The sequence below is a fragment of the Lysobacter sp. P5_B12 genome (assembly GCF_056400425.1).
Genome location: NZ_JBFULG010000001.1, coordinates 500212 through 520172, shown reverse-complemented (window position 1 = coordinate 520172; position 19961 = coordinate 500212). Strand labels below are relative to the sequence as shown.

Here is a 19961-nt window from a genome sequence, read left to right as displayed (position 1 = left end):
CGGCAGTGAATCACGTCTGAACTTTTTCTTCACGCGGGGGCGCCGTTCATGGCCGGTCGCGTCGCGGATGACGTTCCGACCCCCCTCAGAAGAGCTCGCCGACGCAACAGCGGAGCGAGCCACCGGCCGCTTCGATGGCCTCCATCGGAACCGTGCGGATCTCGAAACCCGCATGGGCCAAGGCCTGTCGCGTCGACGCGGCAAGGGCGCGGCCGGCCCCTGCGCTCATCCACACGACCTCGTGCGACAAGGCGATCGCGTTGCCCGCGAAGGCCGCATGCTCGGCCTCCGACAGGGCGATCGCGTGCGGGGCGTACAGCGCGCGCAGGGCCTCGACGACCCCGGGGTCGGCGAACCCGCGCGGACACACGAGCGCCGCACGGCCGGCCAGCACGGCCAGCACGACGTTGGTGTGGTACTCGCCCGGCGCCAGGTCGAACAGCAGCGTCGCACGCAGCCCGAGCGCTTCGTGCATCAGTTGCGCGCCGATCTCGTCGCAGCGTTCCGACAAGCCGCACCAGCCGATGCCGCGCGCGCGATCGACCACCAGCGCGCCGGTGAGTTCGCAGGGATGCACCTGGTCGGACAGGTCGATCTCGGCGTAGTCGAGCACGCCGCCGAAGAATGCACGGATGTCGGCGCGCGCGGCCTCGCGCTGCCGCACCGCATGGCGCATGCGACCGACGATGTAACGGCCCTGCCCCGTCGCGAAGACGTTGTTCGGGAACAGGCCGTCGGGTGCGTCGGGATCGCCGGGGAAACAGATCGTCGGCACGACTTGCGCCAGTGCACGATGCAGCGCGCGATGTTCGTCCGATGCGCGCGCCGCATCGAAGCCGGCCTGGTCGGCCATGTAGCGGTTGTCGGTGGCCGACTCGGTGGCCAGGCGGAAGCCGTCGGGCGCGACGAGGAAGGCACCGCGCGCGGTCGGCGGGCCGAAGTCGTGCGCGAGCGTGCGCGCGCGGGCGAGGAAGGCGCCGATGTCGCGCGTGATCATGCGACCAGCGCCGGGGATTGCGTGAGCGCCAGCGCCCGTTCGATCAGCGACCAATCGGCGCCGGGCTTGTGCGCGCCTTCGCTCAGCACCTGGCGGAACGCACGGCCGCCGCGCTCGCCCGCGAACAGGCCCAGCAGGTGGCGCGTGATGTGCTTCAAATACACGCCGCGCGCGAGTTCGCCTTCGATGTACGGACGCAGCGCGCGCAGCAATTCTTCGCGCGTGCGCAACGTGCCGCCGAACCACGCGACATCGAGGCGATGCAACAAATACGGATCGTGGTACGCCGCGCGGCCGAGCATCGCGCCGTCGACGTGTTGCAGGTGCGCCGTCGCTTCGTCTTCCGTCGCGATGCCGCCATTGACGATCACCTGCAATCCGGGCCGATCGCGCTTGAGCGCATACGCCCAGTCGTAACGCAGCGGCGGGACTTCGCGATTTTCCTTCGGCGACAGGCCCTTGAGCCAGGCATTGCGCGCATGCACGACGAACATGCGACAGCCCGCCGCGGCGACGGTGTCGATGAACGCGAGGAAGTGATCGTAGTCGTGGTCGTCGTCGACGCCCAGGCGGCATTTCACCGTGACCGGGATGTCGCAGGCGGCGACCATCGCGGCGACGCTGTCGGCGACGAGCGCCGGTTCGCGCATCAGGCAGGCGCCGAAACGCCCGGCCTGCACGCGATCGGACGGACAACCGCAATTGAGGTTGATCTCGTCGAAGCCGTGTTCTGCGCCGATGCGCGCAGCCTGTGCGAGCAGTGCCGGTTCGCTGCCGCCCAGTTGCAGCGCCACGGGATGTTCGACCGGATCCATCGCGAGCAGGCGCGTGCGATCGCCGAGGACCACGGCGTTGGCATGCACCATCTCGGTGTACAGGCGCGCGTGCGGCGCGAGCACGCGATGGAACACGCGGCAATGCGTGTCCGTCCAATCCATCATCGGGGCGACGGACAGGCGCAGGCTGGCGGGATCGATGGTCGGCGTGGGCTTCATCGGACCCGCATTCTACTGCGGGCTAGGCGCGCGCCGCCTCGATCGCCTGCGACAGGGCCTCGAACGAATACGCCCCGTCGTGCCGCGTGCCGTTGATGAAGAAGGTGGGCGTGCCGTTCACGCCGCTGCGGATGCCGCCGTTGAAATCCGCATGCACTTTTTCGGTGTAGGTATCGGCGTCGATCTCCGCCTTCAACTGCGCGGGCTCCAGGCCGAGGCCCTGCACGATCTCGAACAACAACTCCGGCCCGAGCCGCGCCTGGTTGGCATACAGCGCCTCGTGCGCCTGCCAGAACTGTCCATGCGCGCCGGCGAACTCCGCGGTCACTGCCGCGATCGCCGCCATCGGATGCACTTCGGTCAGCGGAAAATGACGAAACACGAAGCGGATGTCGTCGCCGAAACGATCGAGCACCTTGCGCACCTGCGGCTGCGCGGCGCCGCAATACGGACACTGGTAGTCGCCGTATTCGACGACGGTCACGGGCGCATCCTCGCGGCCCAGGATGTGATCGTGCGAACCGACCGGAATGCGCAGGCTCATGGCGTCGTCCTCCCGTCCATTGCATCGAGTGCATCGAGGATGCCGTCTGCGCCGGGGTTCACCGCCATCGGCGAGCAGTAGCTCCACGCGATGGTGCCCGCCTCGTCGACGACGAACAGCGCGCGTTCGGAAACACCCTCGCTTTCGCGATACGCACCGAATGCGCGGGACACGCCGCCCTTGGGTTCGAAGTCGGAGAGCAGCGGGAAATGCAAATTGCGTGCCTCGGTGAAGGCCTGGTGGCACCACACGCCATCGACCGACACGCCGAACAATTCCGCCTTGCGGCTGCGGAACTCCGACAGGATCTGGTTGTAGAGCCCCATCTGGTCGCCGCACACCGGGCTGAAATCGGCGGGATAGAACCGAGCACGTAACGCTTGCCGCGCAACTCATCGGAGGTCAGCACCTGGTCGGGCGTGGCGTGCAGTTTGAACGCGGGGACGGGCTTGCCGGCTTCGAGGATGGCCATGGAAGAGCCTTGCGCGCGGGACGAGCCCGTCGATATAGCAGCACGACCGTCATGTTTTCGTTGCGCGGTGCCCGTCCGGGCAATCTTCCCCAGAACCAAGGGGCAATTGCCCACGCGGACAATGTTCGCGCCGGAACGGACGCGGTTTCCTGTCGTCGCCATCCAACGCCAAACGGGGCACACATGGGAATCGACCTGGACTACTTCGAAAAACGCGTGCGCAGCCTCGAACAGGCGCTGCACCGCTTGCAGCACGACCTGGAGGATGCGCACGAAATCGCGGGCCGCATCGTCGCCGAATACCAGCAGTGGGTGAAGAACGAAACGCCGGGCCGCGAGTTGATCCTGCGCCGGCTGGAAGAACTCATCACGCGCGGCAGTCCGCGCAGCGTGTTCGCAAAAACGCTCGTGCTGGAGTTCGGTATTTCGCGCACCAAGTCCTACCAGATGGTGAAGGACTACCTGGCCGAGCGCGACGGCGTCGCCGTGGCGCAACGCGTGGGCGAGAGCGCCGACGCCCCCAACGTGTATTCGATTCGCTGATTGCGACTTTGCGTTCCCCTGGGCCCGTCGCAGGGAAGCGACCGGGCTCTTTTTTCGTCTCGCATTCGGACGCGGCTGCACCAAGGGACAATGGTCGCGACCCGCGCGTGGTGTTCCACTACATGCACCTGCCGAGCGACATCGGCAGGCCGGAGCCGAAGAGACGCGCGAGCACGCCCGTCGGCCGGCGCAGAACCCCCCCCTCTCCCTGAACTGCGCCGGCGGCTCCCTCTCTTACCAGCGAATCACATCAGCGCATCGGGGATGCGCGAGCGCTCCAGCGCAAGCCAACCGGCTTCCGTGATTTCCCAACCTCCCAGGACTTTGCGCGCATAGCCGCGTTCCACCATGCGCGCCATGGCGTGCAGGTCGACGGCGTGGCGCACGGTGATGGATTCGGTGAGCTTGCGCAGCTCTTCGCGGTCGACGGGGTCGAGGCGAGGATTCACGATGGCGCCCTGCGCTGTGGTCGGTGTGTGTAAATGCATTCCACATCGAACGATCCGCGGTTCGATCACAGGACAAGCGACGGCGGCCAAAGCCAGCCTGGATTCAGCCGCGTGATGATGCGTTCAGTCGTGCGTGAGGTGCGCGAACGCGGCCGTTGCGGCCTCGCGGTCGTTGTCGTCGAAGGGGACGATGCGCAGCGACGCGACCGTGCCCACATCCAGGCACCGCACGTTCACGTCGACGCCGTCGGGGTGGCTGCGCGGAATGTAGAAGGCCTTGACGCCGCACACCGAGCAGAAGCGATGCTTCGCCGCGCCGGTGTTGAACGTGTATTCGGTGAGCACCTCTTCGCCCGACAACAAGCGGAAGCGCGCGGCCGGCACGATGAGATGCAGGAACCCGGTCATGCGGCAGATCGAACAGTTGCAGTCGAGCGCTTCGATCTCCGCGGGCGCACCGACTTCGAAGCGCACGCGGCGGCAATGACAGCCGCCGCGATGCACGACGCGGTCGGGCGTCGCACTCATTTCTTGCCGTGGCCTTTTCCGTGCCCCTTGTCCTTGCCGTTGCCATGGCCCTTGCCGCTGTTGCCGTGGCCGCTGTTGCCGTGGCCGTTGTCGCCGTGGTCGTCGTAATCCTTGCCGCCGTGCGACTTCGACTTGCCCTTGCCGTGGTTGGGATACACGCGCTCGAGTTCGGAGTCCAGGACGATCGTGCGGCCCCAGCGGTCGTAGGTCGGCACGAAGCCCTTCTTCAGGCGATGGAATTCCGGCGAGCCCGGCTTGATGCCGAGTTGCTTGGCGATGTTGCCCCAGCCGTTCCCGTGGTCGCGGTCGTAGACGTCAACGACGTAACGGCACGGACGGCCGATGATCGAGGCGATGTTGCACGCCATCCACACGTCGCCCGGCGCCCAGCGGCGCGGGCCGAGCAATTCATCGACCAGGTCGCGCGGCGCACCGTGGTAACGCACGAGTTCGTCGACGAAGGGATCGCGATAGCGCTGGCCGTAGCGGTTCATGTCGCCGAGCCAGGAATCCATCCACACATCGCCGCTGCGCGGATTCCAGCCGAAGGTGAAATCCTGCGCGTGCGCGGTTTGACCCGCGGCGGCCAGGACGAGCGCAAGCGAAAGCACTTTGAAGGAATGACGCACGTGGCCCCCTGCAGGTGTGGCGGTGATGTGCGCAGTGTGGGCGCGCGGACTGAATGCGTTCTGAAAGAAGTCGCGTTACGGGCAGGCCGTCACAGTGCCGGCGGACCGGCGGGCGCGAGGACGTGGTTGGGCCCGGCAGTACGCCCCATGCGATCGACGACGACCAGGTTGCCGGTGCCGTCGATTTCGTAGAGCCGCTCGCCGCCCGAGGTCGCCTGCAACCGCAGGATGCGGCCTTCGCGCCGCCAGCGGCCGGCTTCGTGGAAATACTCGGCGCCCTCACCGTCGAGGTAGGCCTCGACCAGTTCGTATTGCGCGACCACGCCGTTGCCGCGCTGCAACCGCAGGCGGGTGTCGATGCCGTCGCAATCGGCGCACGCGAGGACGCCCTGCCAACGCAGCTCGGCGTCGGGGTTGTCGAAGCGTGCGGTGGTCGCGTCGCGCGGCGCGCCGGCGTCGTTGCAGCCGGCAATCAGGGCCGCCGCGAACAGCGGCAGCAGGAACAGGCGGACGAGCGCGCGCATGCGCCCATTCTGGCCCGGCACGCGTGCACGCGGCCACGACACGGCCCGGCGGAGCATGGCGCCGTCATCGGGGACCGTGCCATGCGCCTGCATCTTTCGCCCTTCGCCTTCCTGCGCCGCCATGCGTGGGGAGCCGCCGTGCTCGTGTTGATCGTCGTGGGCTGGTTCGCGACCATCGGCTGGGTGGCCGGCAAACTCAATACCGACCTGGGGCGCACCTACAAGGCTGCGCCCGTGGTCGAGGATCACGCGCATCGCGCCGAGTGAGCGCGCGTCACCGCCGGCTCAGCGCTTCGAGATCGTGAATTTGCCGAAGGAAACGCCGAGGTCCCAGCCTTCGCCGGTCCCGGCCAGTGCGAGCGACACCTCGCCCTTGGTCATCGCGCTTGCGCCGGACGACTTGACCGCACCCGCATGGGCTTCGCCCTGCGCGTAGCTGCCCAGCAGTTCGTGGATGTCCTTGACGCCGGAGAACTCGCCGGTGCCGTTGTCGATCTTCGACTTGCCGAAGGTCAGGCCGCCGCCCTTGGCGACGATGTGGACCGCCATCTTCTGGCCGTTGTCGCAGGTGATCGTGCCGTCGCCCGAGGCGGTCTTGTAGAAGGCCGACCAACCGGCGAGGGAAAACTTGAGCTTGCAGTCTGTCTTGCCGGCCGCCATGGCCAGGGGCGAGGCGAGGACGAGCGCGAGCGGGAGCAACTGGATGAGGCGGAGACGGCGCATGGCAGGACTCCTTCGGGGGATCGGTCCGCCGAGGCTAGCACTGGTCGCGTATGGCCGGTACGAATACGGCGCCCGGGGGGCGCCGTCGTTGTCCGGGGACGATCAACGGTCGCCGCCCTGGTCGTCGCCCTAGTCGTCGTCGTGCCCGTGGTGGCCATGGTGGCCGTGTCCGTGTCGGTAGCGGACCGGCGCGTAATACCCACCCCGGCGGTCGTACTGCGGGTCGTAATACGAGACGGTGCAGTTGCCCGCGCCATTGCACTTCACCCGACGGGCGGTGCGGTCGTAGGTGTTCCCGTAATAGACCGGCGGGACGTACGGGCGATAGGCATAAGGCCGATCGACGACCCGGTAATACACCGGACGCCCGTAGCGATCGCGCACGACGATCAACCGATCCTGGTCGCGATAGTTGCCATAGCGGTAGTACGGCTGGCCGCTGCGCAACACCACGTCGGCGACATCGACGATGACGCGGGTCAGCCCGTCGTCCTGTGCGAGCGCCGGCTTGGGCAGCAGCGCGAAAAAAGCGAACCCCGCCGCGAACACCGCGGGTGCGATGTACTTCGACAGCGTCGACATGATGGTCTCCCTTCGGTCCGCCCTGATGCGGACCTGTGGCGACGATGCGACCGAATCGATTAACGGACGTCTAACCGTTCCGGCGCGGGCTAGCGGCCATTCAGGGACGCCGCCGCGCGTGCGATGTCGGTCACGGCCGCGGGCAGTTCGCTGGCCTGCGCGACGCGACGCACGCGGGGTTCGTCGTCCGCGACTTCGGCTTCGGCTTCGTGCGCCCAGGTCACGTGGTAGGGCATGTACACGCCCCACCCGCCGAGCGCGATCACCGGCGCGATGTCCGAGCGCAGCGAATTGCCGACCATCGCGAATTGATGCGGCGCCAGTTCGAACTCGTCGAACAAGCGCGCGTAGGTTTCCGGATCCTTCTCGCTCACGATCTCGATGCGGCGGAACAGATCCGCGAGTCCCGACTGTTTGACCTTCGCTTCCTGGTGGAACAGATCGCCCTTGGTGATCAGCACCAGCTCGTGGTGCGCGCCGATCGCTTCGACGGCTTCGCGGATGCCGGGCAACAATTCCACCGGATGCTGCAGCAATGATTTGCCGAGTTCGACGATGCGATGCAAGTCGCTCGCGCTCACGCGCGCTTCGGTGATCTCCACCGCGGCCTCGATCATCGACAGCACCATGCCCTTCACGCCGTAACCGAACAACGCAAGGTTGCGCTTCTCCACGGCGTACAGGCGTTCGTGCGCGTGCGCATCGGCGAGGTCGACGTAACGCCCGACGATCTGTTCGAAATCCCCCTGCGCGCCGCGGTAATAGTCTTCGCTGCGCCAGAGTGTGTCGTCGCCGTCGAAGCCGACCAGGCGGATGCCATCGGGTATGGAGTCAGACATGGGGCGAGCGCTTGGGTGGGGCGCGCCAGTGTACGAAAACAGCGCAGGGCGGCCGAAGCCGCCCTGCGCTGTTCGCCTTCAAGGCATCGGCCGGCACCCCTGGGCCGGCCGTTTTTCCTTACGGCGTGCTCGGCGGTGCGCCCGCCGTGCTCGCCGACGTCGGCATCGACGACGAAGTCGTCGTGTCGCTGGAGGTCGTACCCGTCGTACCCGACGAATCCGTGGTGGTCGTGCTCGTCGTCTCGGTCGTCGTGGTCGCGTCCTTGTCGTGCGCGCAGGCGGCGAGCGTCAGGGAAGCGACGGTGATTGCGGCAGCGATGCTGATGTTGCGGAGCGTGTTGTTCATTGGGGTTTCCTCGTCTATGTGCCTTGGAGCGCGAATCCGGCTGGCTCCGAAGAGTCAGCCGGATGGAGCGCCACTATTTCGAAGCGTGCGCGATGCGCGCTTCGACTCGGGTGCGACTGATCAGCCGCCCGAATCCGACTTGGCTCCGCCCTTGCCGTTCGCGGCGAGGTAGGCCTTGTATTCGTCCTGCGTCAGCTCGCCGTCGGCGTTGGCGTCGGCCTTGGCGAAAACGGACGAGAGGTTCGACACCGATGCCGCTTCCGACGCGCTCAGCGTGCCGTTCTTGTCGGTATCCAGGTCGGACCAGTTCTTCTTCTCGGGCTCGCCCTTGGACTGCGCCATCGCGTCCTTCGACTGGCCCATCGCGTCCTGCGTCGCGGCCTGGGTCTGCGCCGTCGCATCTTGCGTTGCAGCCTGCGTGGCGTCCTGCGTCGCCGCGGTGGTCGCATCGGTCGCCGTCGACTTCGCGGCGTCCGTCGCGCTCTGCGTCGCCGAAGTGGCGGCGTTGGTCGCGTCCTGCGTGGCCGACTGCGGCGTGGTGCTCTGCGCGAAGGCCAGCGGTGCAGCCAGCGTCAGCGCGAGGGCGAGGTAAAGCGGCTTGCGATTGGAAAGATTCATTCGTCGGTCTCCATGGGGGAACAAACGTCGCGCCAGATGCATCGGCTTTTTGGCGACGTTACGCACCTTGCGCCATAGCATCTGAATCTCCGCGACCTGCCGGTTCGCGCCTCCACACCGCATTAACCAACCGGCACGCGAATTGGAGTAACCGCGTGCGGCGGTGTGCCGCATGTCGGGCATTGGCCTGTTTTCAGGCCTTTTCGCCGGCGTTCGCGAGCTTCGCGCCGCCGGCGTCATCGCCGCGCGAACGCCGTCGATGACGCGAACTCGACCGGTGAAGCCGACTTACGAAAGTTTTACATCGGCCATGCAACGGCGTTAATGGCCGCCTCTCCACAGTGGGTCGCAGACACCACACGCTCTCCCCCGAGGACTCCCCATGGCCACGCAACGCCACGCGCCACGCTCGAAATCCCGCACGGTCGGATCGCAACCCGCCGCACAGCAGAGTTCACCGCAGTCGATGGCCAACCACGACGCGCCAGCGGATACGCAACGCGATCGTCTTCGCGATGCCGTGGCCAACCAGGGTGCGCAGGGCCGCCACGTGCCCTTCTCCCTGAAGGAAGAAGAAGACGACGACGCGGCGACCCGACACTGAGTCTGCGATGAAAGTCTTCCCGCTCCTGCTGCTGATGTGCGCATTGCCTGCGTTCGCACAGACGCCGCCCACCGCCGCGACGATCGCCGCGCCCGCGGCAAGCGGCGATGTCTTCTCGCGCCTGGATACCGACAAGGACGGGCGCGTGAGTTCGACCGAAGCCGACCGCGACGCGGGATTCAGCGCTTCATTCGCGGCGATGGACGCGAACGCCGACGGGTTCGTCACCAGCGACGAACACCACGCCCACGCCCGGGCCAACGCGAAACCCGAACCCCGGCATTGACCGGGGAATCAGGCCTCGTCTTCCGACGTCGCCCGCACGATCGGATCGCCATCGCGATCGAAGCCCACGTCGATGACGATGGGCTTGCAACACACCTGGCAATCTTCGATGTAGTGCTGCTCGCCCGCCGAGTCGTCGACGAAGATCGTGATCGTCTCGCCGCAATAAGGGCACTGGATGTCGACGCTCGGCAGCATGTCAGCGGCCGACGTCGCCGAGCCAGTCGGCCTTGCCGATCGGCACGCCGGAGGCGCGCAGGATCGCGTAGGCCATCGAGGCGTGGAAGAAGAAGTTCGGCAGCGCGAAACTGGTGACGTAACCCTGTCCGTCGAAGTTCAGCTCCCCGACGCGGCTCTTGACCTGGATCGGACGCGAGGCCGCACCTTCGAACTGCGCGGCGTCGAAGGATTCGACATACGCGATGCAACGCGCGATGCGTGCATGGAGTTCCTCGAAGGTCTTCTCTTCATCGGGGAACGGCATCGGCTCGGTCGCCGTCAGGCGCGCGCAACAGTTCTTCGCGTGGTCGGTGGCGATCTGCACCTGGCGCACCAGCGGCAACATGTCGGGGATCAGGCGCGTGTTCAACAACACGTCCGGTGCGATGCCCTTCTCCGCGGCGTGTTTCTCGCCGGCGCGCAGGACGTTCATCAGGTTGCGCAACGTGCGGATGAAAACGGGCGCGGTGAAGGCGTGCAGCGTTTGCGTCATGGCAGGGCTCCGGCGGGCCGGTGCGGCCCGGAAGCGCAACAGGTTACGCCGACGCCCGTGGAGCGATAGTCGCCCTTCCGGGTTTCACTGTCCCAGCCAATGGCCGGACGGCGCGGGATGCGCGAAGCGATAGCCCTGCCCGTACACGCAGCCCATCGCGCGCAACACGGCCCACTGCGCATCGGTTTCGATGCCCTCGGCGACGATCTCCGTCCCCAGCGCATTGCCCAGCGCGAGGATCGCTTCGATCAACGCCGAGCTGCGCGAGGGCGCGCCGTTGGCGAAGGGCGCCACGAAGCTCTGGTCGATCTTGATCATCTTCAACGGGAACTGGTGCACGTGACCCAGCGACGAATAGCCCGTGCCGAAGTCGTCGAGCGCCGCCACGACGCCGCGCTCGGCCAGGCGATGCAACATCGCCACCACGTTGTCCGGATCGCCGAGCAGCGTGCCCTCGGTCACTTCCAGGCGCAGCGCGCGCGGATCGAATCCGATTTCATCGACCAGTTCGAGCAGGCGCCGGTCGAAGTCGGTATGCAGGAACAGGCGCGGCGAGACGTTGAGCGTGAGATAGCGCAGCACGCCGTCGTGCGATTGGCACGCCATCGGGCGCGCGGCTTCCAGCGCCAGGCGGAACATGCGCCAGTCGACCTGGCCGATCAGCCCGCTGTCCTCGGCGACCTTGAGGAACTGCGACGGCGTGAGCACGCCGCGCGTGGGATGTCGCCAGCGCAGCAGGGCTTCGTAGCCCACGACGCTCGCATCCTCCAGGCGCACGATGGGCTGGAACCAGGGCTCGAACTCGTCGCGCATCAGCGCATCGCGCAAATCCTGTTCGAGCTCGAGCACGTCCATCGCGGTCTGGTGCATCGCGTCGTCGAACAATACGAAGCGGCTGCGGCCCGCATCCTTCGCGCGATACAGCGCGACATCGGCATCGTGCAGGATGCGGTCGACCGACTCGCAGTCCTGCCGCGCGATCGCGATGCCGATGCTGCACGACAACTGGATCTCGCGGCCGGCCACGTGCAGCGGCGGTGTCAGCGCGCGCAACACGCGCTGGGCGACCTTGCTCGCGGTCTCGGGCGCCTGCACGTGTTCGAGCAACATCACGAATTCATCGCCCGCGATCCGCGCGACCACGTCGGGATTGCGCACGCAGGCCGCCAGTCGCTTGGATACCTGCTGCAGCACGGCGTCGCCGGCGCTGTGGCCGAGGCTGTCGTTGACCACCTTGAAGCGGTCGACGTCGATGTAGAGCAGGCCGAAGGCCCAGCTCTTGTCGCGGCGCAGGCCGGCCAGCGCGCGTTCGATGCGATCGCGCAGGTAGACGCGATTGGGCAGGCCGGTCAGCGCATCGTGCATGACCTGGTGTTGCAGCTGCGCTTCGACCTGCTCGCGCACGGAGATCTGTTCGCGCAACTCCAGGGTGCGCGCTTCGACGCGATGTTCGAGTTCCGCGTTCGCCTGGCGCAGCAGTTCGGCCGCGCGGCGGCGCTGCAGCGAGCTGCCGATCTGGTAGGAGACGAAGGTCAGCAGTTCGGCGTCGCGCTCGTTGTAGACATCGCCGCGGTCGTAACTCTGCACGGCGACCACGCCGATCGCGCCTTCGGTGCTCAGCAGCGGCGCGCCCAGCCACACCAGCGTCGGTGCGCCGAGCATGCCGCTGTCGATTTCGCCGGCCGCCACCATCGTGGCGGCCTCATCGCGCGTGACCAGCGCGGGGCGTTGCGTGCGCAGCACGTGTTCGGTCAGGCCGCGGCCATAGGACCGCGCGCTCCAGTCGCGCTCGTGTTCGTCGGCCGCATACGGGAAGGACACCGTGCTCCCGTCTTCGGAAAGCAGCGCGATGTAGAAGTTCTTCGCTTCGATCAGTTCGCCGACCACCGCGTGCACGTGGCGATAGAAGTTGTCGGTCGTCTCGTCCAGGCTCGCCAGCGCGGCGATGCGGTACAGCGCGGCCTGCAGGCGTTCGCCGCGTTCGCGCTCGCCCACTTCGCGGCGCAGCTCGCTGTTGGCGACCTGCAACTGCTGCGTGCGCTCGACGACGTGCCGTTCCAGTTCCACGCGGCCGCTCTTGCGTTCCAGCGCGGTGAGGATGTGTTCGGCGACGAAGGCGAGCAGCGACATCTCCGCCGTCGTGTAGCAACGCTCGCCGGTGTAGCTCTGCACGACCACGACGCCGTGCACGTCGCCATCGCGCAGCATCGGCACGCCGAGCCAGTCCGAGCTGTCCGCGCCGTGCAGGCGCAGCGGGCCGGAGACCTGCTGCATCAGGTCGGCCGTGGCGCCCATCAGCGGACGCTTGTCGCGGGTGAGATACCAGGTCAGGCCACGTTCGATCCGCGCCAGCGGGATCTCTTCCTCGGGCGCGAGCAGTTGGTCGTCGACGACGTCGGAGAAATAGAGGAAGCGCAATGCATCGCGGTCGCGGTCGTACAACGCGATATAGAAGTTCTCCGCGTACATCAGGTCGGCGACGATGCGATGCAGGCCGCGCAGCATGTCCGGCATCTCGAGGTCCGAGCCGGCCATGTCGGCGATCGCGTAGAGCGAACGCTGCAGCTTCTCCGCCTGCTCCAGGCGCGCGACGCTTTCGCGCATACGACGCAGGTCGAGCGTTTCGGCCAGGCGCGCGATGGTCGTGGCGCAGGGCGTGATGCCCATGTACGGGCTGTTGAGCACGGCGACCGCGCCCTCGCCGTCGTCGTAGAGCACCCGCGGGTTGCTGTCGTCGTTCTCGCCCGCGCGGATGCGCGAGACCGCATCGATGGCATCGGCGATGATCCCGGCGTCCGCGCAGGCAGCCGGGAACGCCTCGATGTCCCGCGGCCAATGTGTCGACCACAGGACGCAGGCGCAGTGCATGTCGAGTTGCGGGTCGGCCTCGAACCAGGCCTGGACGACTTCTTGCGGGGTCGATGTACGCAGCAGGCGTTCGGGCAGCGGCAGCTGCGCCGCACCCTCCTGCGCCGGCGATCGACCGAATTTCACGACCATGGAACGTGGATCCCCCTGAGGGTGGCAGCGTACGGGGGCGTCCGGGGTTCATTCCGTGCGCTGCGTCACTGAGTGGCTGATACCCACGTCTCGGCAGATGAACGGTTTAGTGGCGCATCGTCACGTCGGCTGCACCCGCCGCCGGCGAGCGTGCATCCACGCGCCCGACAGGGGGCCAGGGGGAACACGATGAGCGAGCACGCCATTGCGGGGCAGACGGTCGATCTTGGGCCGGCGCTGGAAGCCGAACTGGAAGCCTTGGACCGCGAGATGCCCCGCATCCAGTCGATGTCCGGCAACGTCTTCGCACTCGCCAGCGCGTGGGCCGAACGCCACGCCGCCATCCTGGAGCGCACGCCACCCCTGATGCGCCCGGCGATGGAAGCGCGCCTGCATCGCATCGGCATTCGCTGGGGCGTCGTGCACGGTGCGCGCATGACCACGCAATTTCCGGCGCTCGGTTCACCACGCTGAATCGCGTTAGCGACGCCTTCACTGCTCGCAACAAGTTCGATAACGCGCGGCTGCGTAACGTCGTGCGACGGCCATTTCGGCCGTAGTTGGAGAAGTCGAAATGGGCAATCAGAACGAAGGCACGCAAGGCGCGTCGTCGCAGAACCAATCTTCGCAGAAGCAACAGGGCGCCTCCGGCCAGCAACAGCAAGGTTCCGAACAGTATTGGAAGCAGCAGTTCCAGAACGAGCCCTACTATCAACAGGGCAAGCAGTTCGAGGATTACCAGCCGGCCTACCAGACCGGCGAACAGGGCCGGCAGCAATACGGTAGTGGCGGCCAGAGCTTCAGCCAGTCCGAAAGCCAGTTGCGCAGCCAGTACGAGAACAGCACCAAGGGCAACGAGAAGGCGCTGAAGTGGGACCAGGGCGCGAACAAGGCGTGCGAAGCGGCGTGGAATCGTGCCGGATCGCAGTCGAGCGACCGCGACATGCAGGGCTCGCAGAGCGCATCGCAGCAGCAGAATCGTGGTGAGAGTACGGGGCGTACGAGCTAAACCGCGCAACCAGGCAACCCCTCCCCAACCCCTCCCCTGCCTTCGCAGGGGAGGGGCTTTTCATGCGCGGTGTTTCATTCGCAAGAGTGAGTCGACCAGGTTTTCGAGCGCGACGGGATCCACCGGCTTCACCACGTGCGCGTCGAAGCCGGCCTCCGCCGTGCGGGTGCGCACTTCGGGCTGGCCCCATCCGGTGATCGCGACGACGACCAACTGCTCGCCACCATCGGCCGCACGCATGCGACGGCACACTTCGTAACCGTCCACGCCGGGCATGCCGAGGTCGAGCAGCACCGCGTCGGGCGCGAAGGCTACCTGCCAGGTGAGCGCCGAAGCCGCGTCGTAAGCGGTGCGCACCTGGTGCCCCTGCATGCGCAGGAACAGTGCGAGCGAATCGGTGTGTTCGCGATTGTCGTCGACGACGAGCAAGCGCATGCGCGTGCCGGAGGTCGACGCCGATTCCTTCGCGGCCAACGGATCGGCTTCGCCCTGCGCGAGCGGCAAGCGCACTTCGAACTCGCTGCCCTGCCCCAGGCCGGCGCTGCGCGCGACGACCGAACCGCCGTGCATGTCCACCAGGCTGCGGACCAGCGTCAGGCCGATGCCCAGTCCACCCGCCGCGTGCCCGATCGAATGCTCGGCCTGGCTGAACAGATCGAACACGCGCGCGATCTGGTCGGTCGCGATGCCCAGGCCGTTGTCCTGCACGACGATCACCGCTTCGTCGCCTTCGCCTCGCGCGTCGAGCACGATGCGACCGCCCGGCTCGGTGTACTTCGCCGCGTTGTTGAGCAGGTTGGACAGCACCTGCGCCAGGCGCACCGGATCGGCGTGCAGCACCAGCGGCTTGGGGGGCACCGACACCACGAGTTCGTGGTGCGCACCATCGATGAGCGGCCGGCTGGTTTCGACCGCGCGATCGATGACGTCGGCCAGCGACACCAATTGCAGGTGCAAGGGCACCATGCCGCGCGTGATGCGCGAGACCTCCAGCAGGTCGTCGACCAACCGCACCAGTTGCGCGACCTGCCGTTCCATCACGCCGTGCAGGCGCTGCATGTCGACGTGCGCGCCGGCCTCGCCCTGCTCGGCCATGCGCAGGATGTGGAGGCAATTGCGAAGCGGCGCGAGCGGATTGCGCAACTCGTGCGCGAGCGTGGCGAGGAATTCGTCCTTGCGCTGGTCGACTTCGCGCAGCGCTTGCTCGGCGAGCTTGTGGTCGTGGATGTCGGTGGTCGCGCCGTACCACCCGGTAAGTTTGCCGGCCTCGTCGTGGGAGGGATTGGCGCGAACCAGGAACCAGCGATAGGCACCGTCGCGCCGCCGCAGCCGCAATTCGGTTTCGAACGGCTCGCCCTGGAACGCACGGCGCCAGGCGTTCGCGACCGCCTCGCGATCGGTCGGATGGATCAGGCTGTTGCGCTCCTCGCGGCTCACGTCCAGGCCCTGCCCGGTGTATTCGGTCCACCGATCGCTGAGCCAGGTCATCGCGCCATCGGAGGTCGCGCTCCAGAGGATCGACGGCGAGGCGTTGGCCAGGCAACGGAAACGCTCTTCGCTGTCGCGCAGCGCGACTTCGGTGCGCGTGCGCGTGGAGATGTCCTCGAAGAGCACCGCGACACGCGCGCCCGTCGCGGGACCGAACGGGAACGCATGGACTTCGTACCAGCGGCCCAACGACTGCGCGGGCAGCATCGTGCGCGCGGATCGACGGCTTCGGGCGACATCACCGTAGAACTGATACCAATGCGGCTCGTGGTCGGGCACGAGTTCGCGCATGGTCCTGCCGACCACGTCGACCAGGCCGGTATCGCGCTCGAACTCGCGGTTGGTCTCGATGAAACGATAGTCGATGGGTGTATCGCCCTCGAACAATACTTCGATCACGCAGAATCCCTGGTCGATGTCGTCGAACAGCGCGCGATAACTCCTGTCGGAGGCGATCGCCTCGCGCGGGCGCTGCGGTTCGATGAGCTTCGGCAACTCGCCTTCGTCCAGTTCGAGCAAGGTGATGGTGGCGGCGCGCAACACGCCGGTGAAATCGCGCACCGCGGTGAAACGCGCCATCGCGGCAAGCGATCCACCGTCGGGGCGGGCGATCTGGATCGCGATGGTCGATGGCCGCTGGCCTGCATGCAGCGCGCCCATCGCGCGTTGCATCGCGTCGCGGTCGGCGATGTCGCCCAGCGAGTCGAAGGCCATGCCACGCAACACGTCGATGCCGCGCCCCAGCATGCGCGCGGCGGCGGCATTCACGTCGACCAGGTGCCCGCCCGCATCCACCCGCAGCAAACCGACATCCGCGCGATCGGCGATCTCAAGCCAACGCATCGACGGCTGCGGCGCAGCGTCCGCGCGCGGTTGCATGGCCGGCGGCGCGGAGTCGTCGATCATGACGGTGCCGGGGGATCGATGAGGTCGAGGGCTTCGGCGATCGGGCCGAACGACGTCGGGCGCACGAGGCGCGCGACCTCTTCGCCGTCGCGCAGGAAGATGAGCGTGGGCCACAGCTTCACGCGGAACGAACGTCCGAGCGGCTTGCCGCGGCCGTCTTCGATCTTCAGGTGATGGACGTCGGCGTGCGCATCGAAGGCCGTTTCGAGCGGCGATTGCGCCGCGATGCAATGGCCGCACCACGGCGCGCCGAACTCCAGAACTGCAGGGCCGGCGCGCACGTCCACGCTTGCCCGTTCGGGTTCGGTGGGTTCGTAACGATGAGCGAAGGACATCGTGCTTCCATGCGCGGCCGGGCGGTGCATCGAGGCTAGCGCCTGCGCGGTGAGCGCAGCGTCCCCAGGCTCAGCTTCTGCGGGCGACTGGCTTCTTCAGCGCGGTGCGGTAGCGCGCGTACAGCGCCTGCACCTTCTCGACGTAATCCTCGGTCTCCGCGTACGGGGGCACGCCCTTGTAACGATCGACCGCGCCGGTGCCTGCGTTGTAAGCGGCGGCGACGAGCACGAGATCTCCCTTGTAACGACGCATGAGATCGCGGATGTGGCGCGCGGCACCGTCGATGCACTGCGCCGATTGATACGGATCGGCCACGCCGTACGCGCGCGCGAGCGCCGGCATCAACTGCATCACGCCCTGCGCCCCCTTCGGCGACAGCGCACGCGCATTGAAGTCGCTTTCGGCATGGGCGATGGCGCGCAACCACGCATCCTCGACACCCGTCTTCTTCGCCGCGGCAACGAATTGCGCCGCGAACACGTCGAGGCGCGGCGTGCCGAGTTCGCCGTAGCCTTCATGCGCCCACGAATCGCGGGGCGCGCGAATGCGCACGGGCTCGGCGACTTCCTTCCATCCGCGGATCGGCCGCGTGCTGTACGCGGCGATGCCGTTGATGCGCGTCGTATACAGGTTGCCGCGCACGGGGCCCTGGTCGCCCCAGAAGTTCGGCACCTTGGCCTTGCGATCGTTCACGCGCTTGGGCTTGCACCGCGAACCGGGCTCGGGAACCGTCGACAGACTCAGCCGATCGTCGCGCAGGCATTCGTAAACGGTGCGCGCCTGCGCGCCCGCGAAAGGCAGCAGGCACAACACGGCGGCGGTGGCGAGGCGGGCGTACATCGGGCGCCATGAAACGCGCGGACTGCTCAGCATCGCGTGAAGAGCGCGTGTGCGCCGCAGCAATGGCAGCTTAACGGCGGGCTTTGGCCGGCTTGGTCATCGCGCTGCGATAGCGGTCGTACAAGGCCTGCACCTTGGCCACGTACTCGATGGTCTCGCGATACGGCGGCACGCCCTTGTACTCGGTCACCGTACCGATGCCGGCGTTGTACGCCGCGGCGACGAGATCCAGGTCGCCCTTGTAGCGCCGCAGCAATTGCTTCAGATGCCGCGCGCCCCCGTCGATGGATTGCGCGGCCGAATACGGATCGGCGACCGCGTATTCCCGCGCGACTTCCGGCATCAACTGCATGACGCCTTGCGCACCCTTGCTCGACGTCGCCATCGGATCGAACCCGCTTTCGGCATGTGCGAACGCGCGCAGCATCGCGTCCTCCACGCCGGTGCGCTTCGCCGCGGCGCGGAACTCGGCGTTGAAGCGCTTCAGCTGCGGCGGCCCCAGTTCGCCCAGCCCGACATGCGCCGACGACCCGGGCGGTGTCTGCACGGTAAACGCGAGCACCGGCGTCGACCCCGGCAACTTGCGGGTGCCGTACACGGTTTTCCCGTCTTGCTGGCGCTCGTACAGGGTGCCCTTCACCACGCCCAGGTTGCCCCAGAGATTGGGCACCTTGCCCGCGTCGTCCTCGAAATGTTTGGCGACACACTTCGATCCCGGTTCAGGCGCGGTCGAGAGGCTGACGGTGCCATCGCGCACGCAGCGGTACACCGTACGTGCGTGCGCAGGCCACGCGGCGCAGGCCGCGATGAGGCAAACCATGAACAGGGGCGCGCGCATCAGGCGGAGCGTACACCTCGGAGGTCGAATGCGCGTGCAAGGCAAACTGTGGGTCCTGGCGGCGACGCTCCTGCTCGCCGCGGGCTGTGCGACCAAGCCCAAACCGGCGGAGGAAGCGCCGACGGCGACGCTCGAATTCCCCGTCGCGCCGACGACGACCCGCGGTGAATTCACCATCGAGGCCGACAAGAACGAAACCTGGAATGCCGTCGGCGCGATCGTCGTGAACACCCCGGGCGTCGAGTACGAGGGCCGCTCGCAGATGCTCGACATGTACACCTTGCGCTATCGGGGCCAAGAGCTGCTGGTGTTGACGAAGGCCCTCTTTTTATCGGACACAATTCGAAAGACCACCACGCGCGTCACCGCGACGACACCGGACGGAAAACCGATCGACACCGATGCGAGCGCGGAATTGCTAGCGATGTTGCAGGAGAAGCTGCCGACGGCGATCGTCGACGTGCAGGCGCGCTTCGCCGCGGAGGCGAAGGCGAAGAGCAAGGCCAAGCACAAGTCGAAATCGAAGAAGAAGAAAAAGAAGTGACGTGCTTCTATCGGTTGGACGATATCAGCCAAACCATGAGACCGATGTTGGCGATGACCGTCAGCCAGAACGTGGCTTGAAACGGCGCCTTCTTCGACTTGTGCCGCAACAGGCCCTGCGCGAGCAGCGCGCCCGGCCAGCCGCACGCGAGCGAAAGGAAATGCAGTTCGGCTTCCGGCGTTCGCCGCGCGTTTTCCTGAGCGGCGCGTTTGTCGCGCAAATAGTAGGCGAACGTCGCGACGCTCATAAGGGCGTAGATGACGAGGGCCATTATCGGAAGCCAACCCCGCCACGCTGCGAGCGCGATTGCAGCGATCGCAATGAAGCCCAGGAACGTATGTGGGATGCGCAATGCGCGTTGGTTGTCTTGTGCGACGGCTGGCTGCCCCGCAATCCGCACGCGCATCGCAGCAAGCCGCCCTTTCTCATCGCGCCCGACTTCATACGACAACAGATCGCCCTGTTCCGGACGCCGCCGGAGACGTTCGAATCGTTTCACGTGCACGAAGGCGCGCTCGCCCCCGCCATTGGGAACGACGAACCCGTAACCCTTCTCGTCATGCCATTCGGTGATGCGGCCGGCGAAACGCATGAAGCCCCCTGGAACGCG

The 19961-nt window shown here is 66.9% G+C and carries 28 protein-coding genes; 7 read left to right on the top strand and 21 right to left on the bottom strand.

Annotated elements, in window-relative coordinates:
* Window positions 1-85: 85 nt before the first annotated feature.
* The 4 genes from AC1DOM_RS02360 to AC1DOM_RS02345 are packed head-to-tail and all read right to left on the bottom strand — an operon-like array spanning window position 86 to window position 2862.
* Window positions 86-997: an arginine deiminase-related protein gene (locus AC1DOM_RS02360; RefSeq protein WP_498959833.1), complete on the bottom strand. Its 912-nt coding sequence runs from the start codon at window positions 995-997 to the stop codon at window positions 86-88.
* A complete protein-coding gene (gene dusA, locus AC1DOM_RS02355; RefSeq protein ID WP_498959832.1) occupies window positions 994-1992 on the bottom strand; it encodes a tRNA dihydrouridine(20/20a) synthase DusA in 999 nt (332 codons plus the stop codon). Before dusA ends, AC1DOM_RS02360 begins: the two co-directional genes overlap by 4 nt.
* Before the next feature lie 22 nt (window positions 1993-2014).
* Entirely contained in the window at window positions 2015-2536 is a 522-nt protein-coding gene (locus tag AC1DOM_RS02350; RefSeq protein WP_498959830.1) for a DsbA family protein, read from the bottom strand.
* Window positions 2533-2862: a redoxin domain-containing protein gene (locus tag AC1DOM_RS02345; protein ID WP_498959828.1), complete on the bottom strand. Its 330-nt coding sequence runs from the start codon at window positions 2860-2862 to the stop codon at window positions 2533-2535. The genes AC1DOM_RS02350 and AC1DOM_RS02345 overlap by 4 nt, the downstream gene beginning before the upstream one ends.
* Window positions 2863-3191: 329 nt before the next feature.
* Between AC1DOM_RS02345 and AC1DOM_RS02340 the strand changes: the two genes are divergently transcribed.
* A complete protein-coding gene (locus AC1DOM_RS02340) occupies window positions 3192-3551 on the top strand; it encodes a hypothetical protein (RefSeq protein WP_498959826.1) in 360 nt (119 codons plus the stop codon).
* 245 nt (window positions 3552-3796) lie between these two features.
* Here AC1DOM_RS02340 and AC1DOM_RS02335 read toward each other — a convergent pair whose 3' ends face one another.
* From AC1DOM_RS02335 to AC1DOM_RS02320, 4 genes are all read right to left on the bottom strand, one after another.
* Window positions 3797-4000 (bottom strand): hypothetical protein, encoded by a 204-nt coding sequence (locus AC1DOM_RS02335; protein WP_498959824.1) that lies wholly within the window; start codon window positions 3998-4000, stop codon window positions 3797-3799.
* Window positions 4001-4123: 123 nt separating this feature from the next.
* Window positions 4124-4528 carry a GFA family protein gene (locus tag AC1DOM_RS02330; protein ID WP_498959822.1) on the bottom strand — a complete coding sequence of 135 codons (405 nt, stop codon included), beginning with the start codon at window positions 4526-4528 and terminating at the stop codon, window positions 4124-4126.
* A complete protein-coding gene (locus AC1DOM_RS02325) occupies window positions 4525-5157 on the bottom strand; it encodes a hypothetical protein (RefSeq protein WP_498959820.1) in 633 nt (210 codons plus the stop codon). The genes AC1DOM_RS02330 and AC1DOM_RS02325 overlap by 4 nt, the downstream gene beginning before the upstream one ends.
* A gap of 89 nt (window positions 5158-5246) precedes the next feature.
* Window positions 5247-5681 (bottom strand): copper resistance protein NlpE N-terminal domain-containing protein, encoded by a 435-nt coding sequence (locus tag AC1DOM_RS02320; protein ID WP_498959818.1) that lies wholly within the window; start codon window positions 5679-5681, stop codon window positions 5247-5249.
* Window positions 5682-5762: 81 nt separating this feature from the next.
* Between AC1DOM_RS02320 and AC1DOM_RS02315 the strand changes: the two genes are divergently transcribed.
* Window positions 5763-5948, top strand: a complete 186-nt coding sequence (locus tag AC1DOM_RS02315; protein WP_498959816.1) for a hypothetical protein — start codon at window positions 5763-5765, stop codon at window positions 5946-5948.
* Between the two features lie 18 nt (window positions 5949-5966).
* On the opposite strand, the gene AC1DOM_RS02310 is transcribed toward AC1DOM_RS02315, so the two are convergent.
* From AC1DOM_RS02310 to AC1DOM_RS02290, 5 genes are all read right to left on the bottom strand, one after another.
* The gene (locus tag AC1DOM_RS02310; protein ID WP_498959814.1) at window positions 5967-6404 is read right to left on the bottom strand and encodes a hypothetical protein; all 438 of its coding nucleotides are present in this window, start codon (window positions 6402-6404) and stop codon (window positions 5967-5969) included.
* 129 nt (window positions 6405-6533) lie between these two features.
* A complete protein-coding gene (locus AC1DOM_RS02305; protein ID WP_498959812.1) occupies window positions 6534-6986 on the bottom strand; it encodes a hypothetical protein in 453 nt (150 codons plus the stop codon).
* Between the two features lie 89 nt (window positions 6987-7075).
* On the bottom strand, window positions 7076-7825 hold the full coding sequence (locus tag AC1DOM_RS02300) for an HAD family hydrolase (RefSeq protein ID WP_498959810.1): 750 nt from the start codon (window positions 7823-7825) through the stop codon (window positions 7076-7078).
* A gap of 118 nt (window positions 7826-7943) precedes the next feature.
* A complete protein-coding gene (locus AC1DOM_RS02295; RefSeq protein ID WP_498959808.1) occupies window positions 7944-8171 on the bottom strand; it encodes a hypothetical protein in 228 nt (75 codons plus the stop codon).
* Window positions 8172-8291: 120 nt separating this feature from the next.
* On the bottom strand, window positions 8292-8789 hold the full coding sequence (locus AC1DOM_RS02290) for an EF-hand domain-containing protein (protein WP_498959807.1): 498 nt from the start codon (window positions 8787-8789) through the stop codon (window positions 8292-8294).
* 382 nt (window positions 8790-9171) lie between these two features.
* On the opposite strand from AC1DOM_RS02290, the gene AC1DOM_RS02285 reads away from it, so the two are divergent.
* Both AC1DOM_RS02285 and AC1DOM_RS02280 read left to right on the top strand, forming a co-directional pair.
* Complete coding sequence (locus AC1DOM_RS02285) at window positions 9172-9393, top strand: hypothetical protein (RefSeq protein ID WP_498959805.1); 222 nt, start codon at window positions 9172-9174, stop codon at window positions 9391-9393.
* Window positions 9394-9400: 7 nt separating this feature from the next.
* Window positions 9401-9679, top strand: a complete 279-nt coding sequence (locus tag AC1DOM_RS02280; RefSeq protein WP_498959803.1) for a hypothetical protein — start codon at window positions 9401-9403, stop codon at window positions 9677-9679.
* 8 nt (window positions 9680-9687) lie between these two features.
* Here AC1DOM_RS02280 and AC1DOM_RS02275 read toward each other — a convergent pair whose 3' ends face one another.
* From AC1DOM_RS02275 to AC1DOM_RS02265, 3 genes are all read right to left on the bottom strand, one after another.
* On the bottom strand, window positions 9688-9876 hold the full coding sequence (locus AC1DOM_RS02275; RefSeq protein ID WP_498959801.1) for a CPXCG motif-containing cysteine-rich protein: 189 nt from the start codon (window positions 9874-9876) through the stop codon (window positions 9688-9690).
* Between the two features lies 1 nt (window position 9877).
* Window positions 9878-10390, bottom strand: coding sequence for a DUF1993 domain-containing protein (locus tag AC1DOM_RS02270; protein ID WP_498959798.1), 513 nt, complete (start codon window positions 10388-10390; stop codon window positions 9878-9880).
* A gap of 84 nt (window positions 10391-10474) precedes the next feature.
* A complete protein-coding gene (locus AC1DOM_RS02265) occupies window positions 10475-13390 on the bottom strand; it encodes a putative bifunctional diguanylate cyclase/phosphodiesterase (protein ID WP_498959796.1) in 2916 nt (971 codons plus the stop codon).
* A 189-nt stretch (window positions 13391-13579) separates the two neighbouring features.
* Between AC1DOM_RS02265 and AC1DOM_RS02260 the strand changes: the two genes are divergently transcribed.
* Both AC1DOM_RS02260 and AC1DOM_RS02255 read left to right on the top strand, forming a co-directional pair.
* Window positions 13580-13864, top strand: coding sequence for a hypothetical protein (locus AC1DOM_RS02260; RefSeq protein WP_498959794.1), 285 nt, complete (start codon window positions 13580-13582; stop codon window positions 13862-13864).
* A 100-nt stretch (window positions 13865-13964) separates the two neighbouring features.
* Complete coding sequence (locus AC1DOM_RS02255) at window positions 13965-14399, top strand: hypothetical protein (RefSeq protein ID WP_498959792.1); 435 nt, start codon at window positions 13965-13967, stop codon at window positions 14397-14399.
* Between the two features lie 60 nt (window positions 14400-14459).
* Here the strand turns inward: AC1DOM_RS02255 and AC1DOM_RS02250 are convergent, their stop codons facing one another.
* The 4 genes from AC1DOM_RS02250 to AC1DOM_RS02235 all read right to left on the bottom strand — a co-directional run bounded on the left by AC1DOM_RS02250 (window position 14460) and on the right by AC1DOM_RS02235 (window position 18810).
* Window positions 14460-16793, bottom strand: a complete 2334-nt coding sequence (locus AC1DOM_RS02250; protein WP_498959790.1) for a PAS domain S-box protein — start codon at window positions 16791-16793, stop codon at window positions 14460-14462.
* A complete protein-coding gene (locus AC1DOM_RS02245; protein ID WP_498959788.1) occupies window positions 16790-17128 on the bottom strand; it encodes a thioredoxin family protein in 339 nt (112 codons plus the stop codon). Before AC1DOM_RS02245 ends, AC1DOM_RS02250 begins: the two co-directional genes overlap by 4 nt.
* A 70-nt stretch (window positions 17129-17198) precedes the next feature.
* Window positions 17199-17969, bottom strand: a complete 771-nt coding sequence (locus AC1DOM_RS02240; protein ID WP_498959786.1) for a lytic transglycosylase domain-containing protein — start codon at window positions 17967-17969, stop codon at window positions 17199-17201.
* Window positions 17970-18039: 70 nt separating this feature from the next.
* Window positions 18040-18810 (bottom strand): lytic transglycosylase domain-containing protein, encoded by a 771-nt coding sequence (locus tag AC1DOM_RS02235; RefSeq protein ID WP_498960209.1) that lies wholly within the window; start codon window positions 18808-18810, stop codon window positions 18040-18042.
* A 25-nt stretch (window positions 18811-18835) separates the two neighbouring features.
* On the opposite strand from AC1DOM_RS02235, the gene AC1DOM_RS02230 reads away from it, so the two are divergent.
* Window positions 18836-19351: a hypothetical protein gene (locus tag AC1DOM_RS02230; RefSeq protein WP_498960225.1), complete on the top strand. Its 516-nt coding sequence runs from the start codon at window positions 18836-18838 to the stop codon at window positions 19349-19351.
* Window positions 19352-19358: 7 nt separating this feature from the next.
* Here AC1DOM_RS02230 and AC1DOM_RS02225 read toward each other — a convergent pair whose 3' ends face one another.
* Window positions 19359-19943, bottom strand: coding sequence for a DUF1294 domain-containing protein (locus tag AC1DOM_RS02225; RefSeq protein WP_498959784.1), 585 nt, complete (start codon window positions 19941-19943; stop codon window positions 19359-19361).
* Between the last annotated feature and the right edge of the window lie 18 nt (window positions 19944-19961).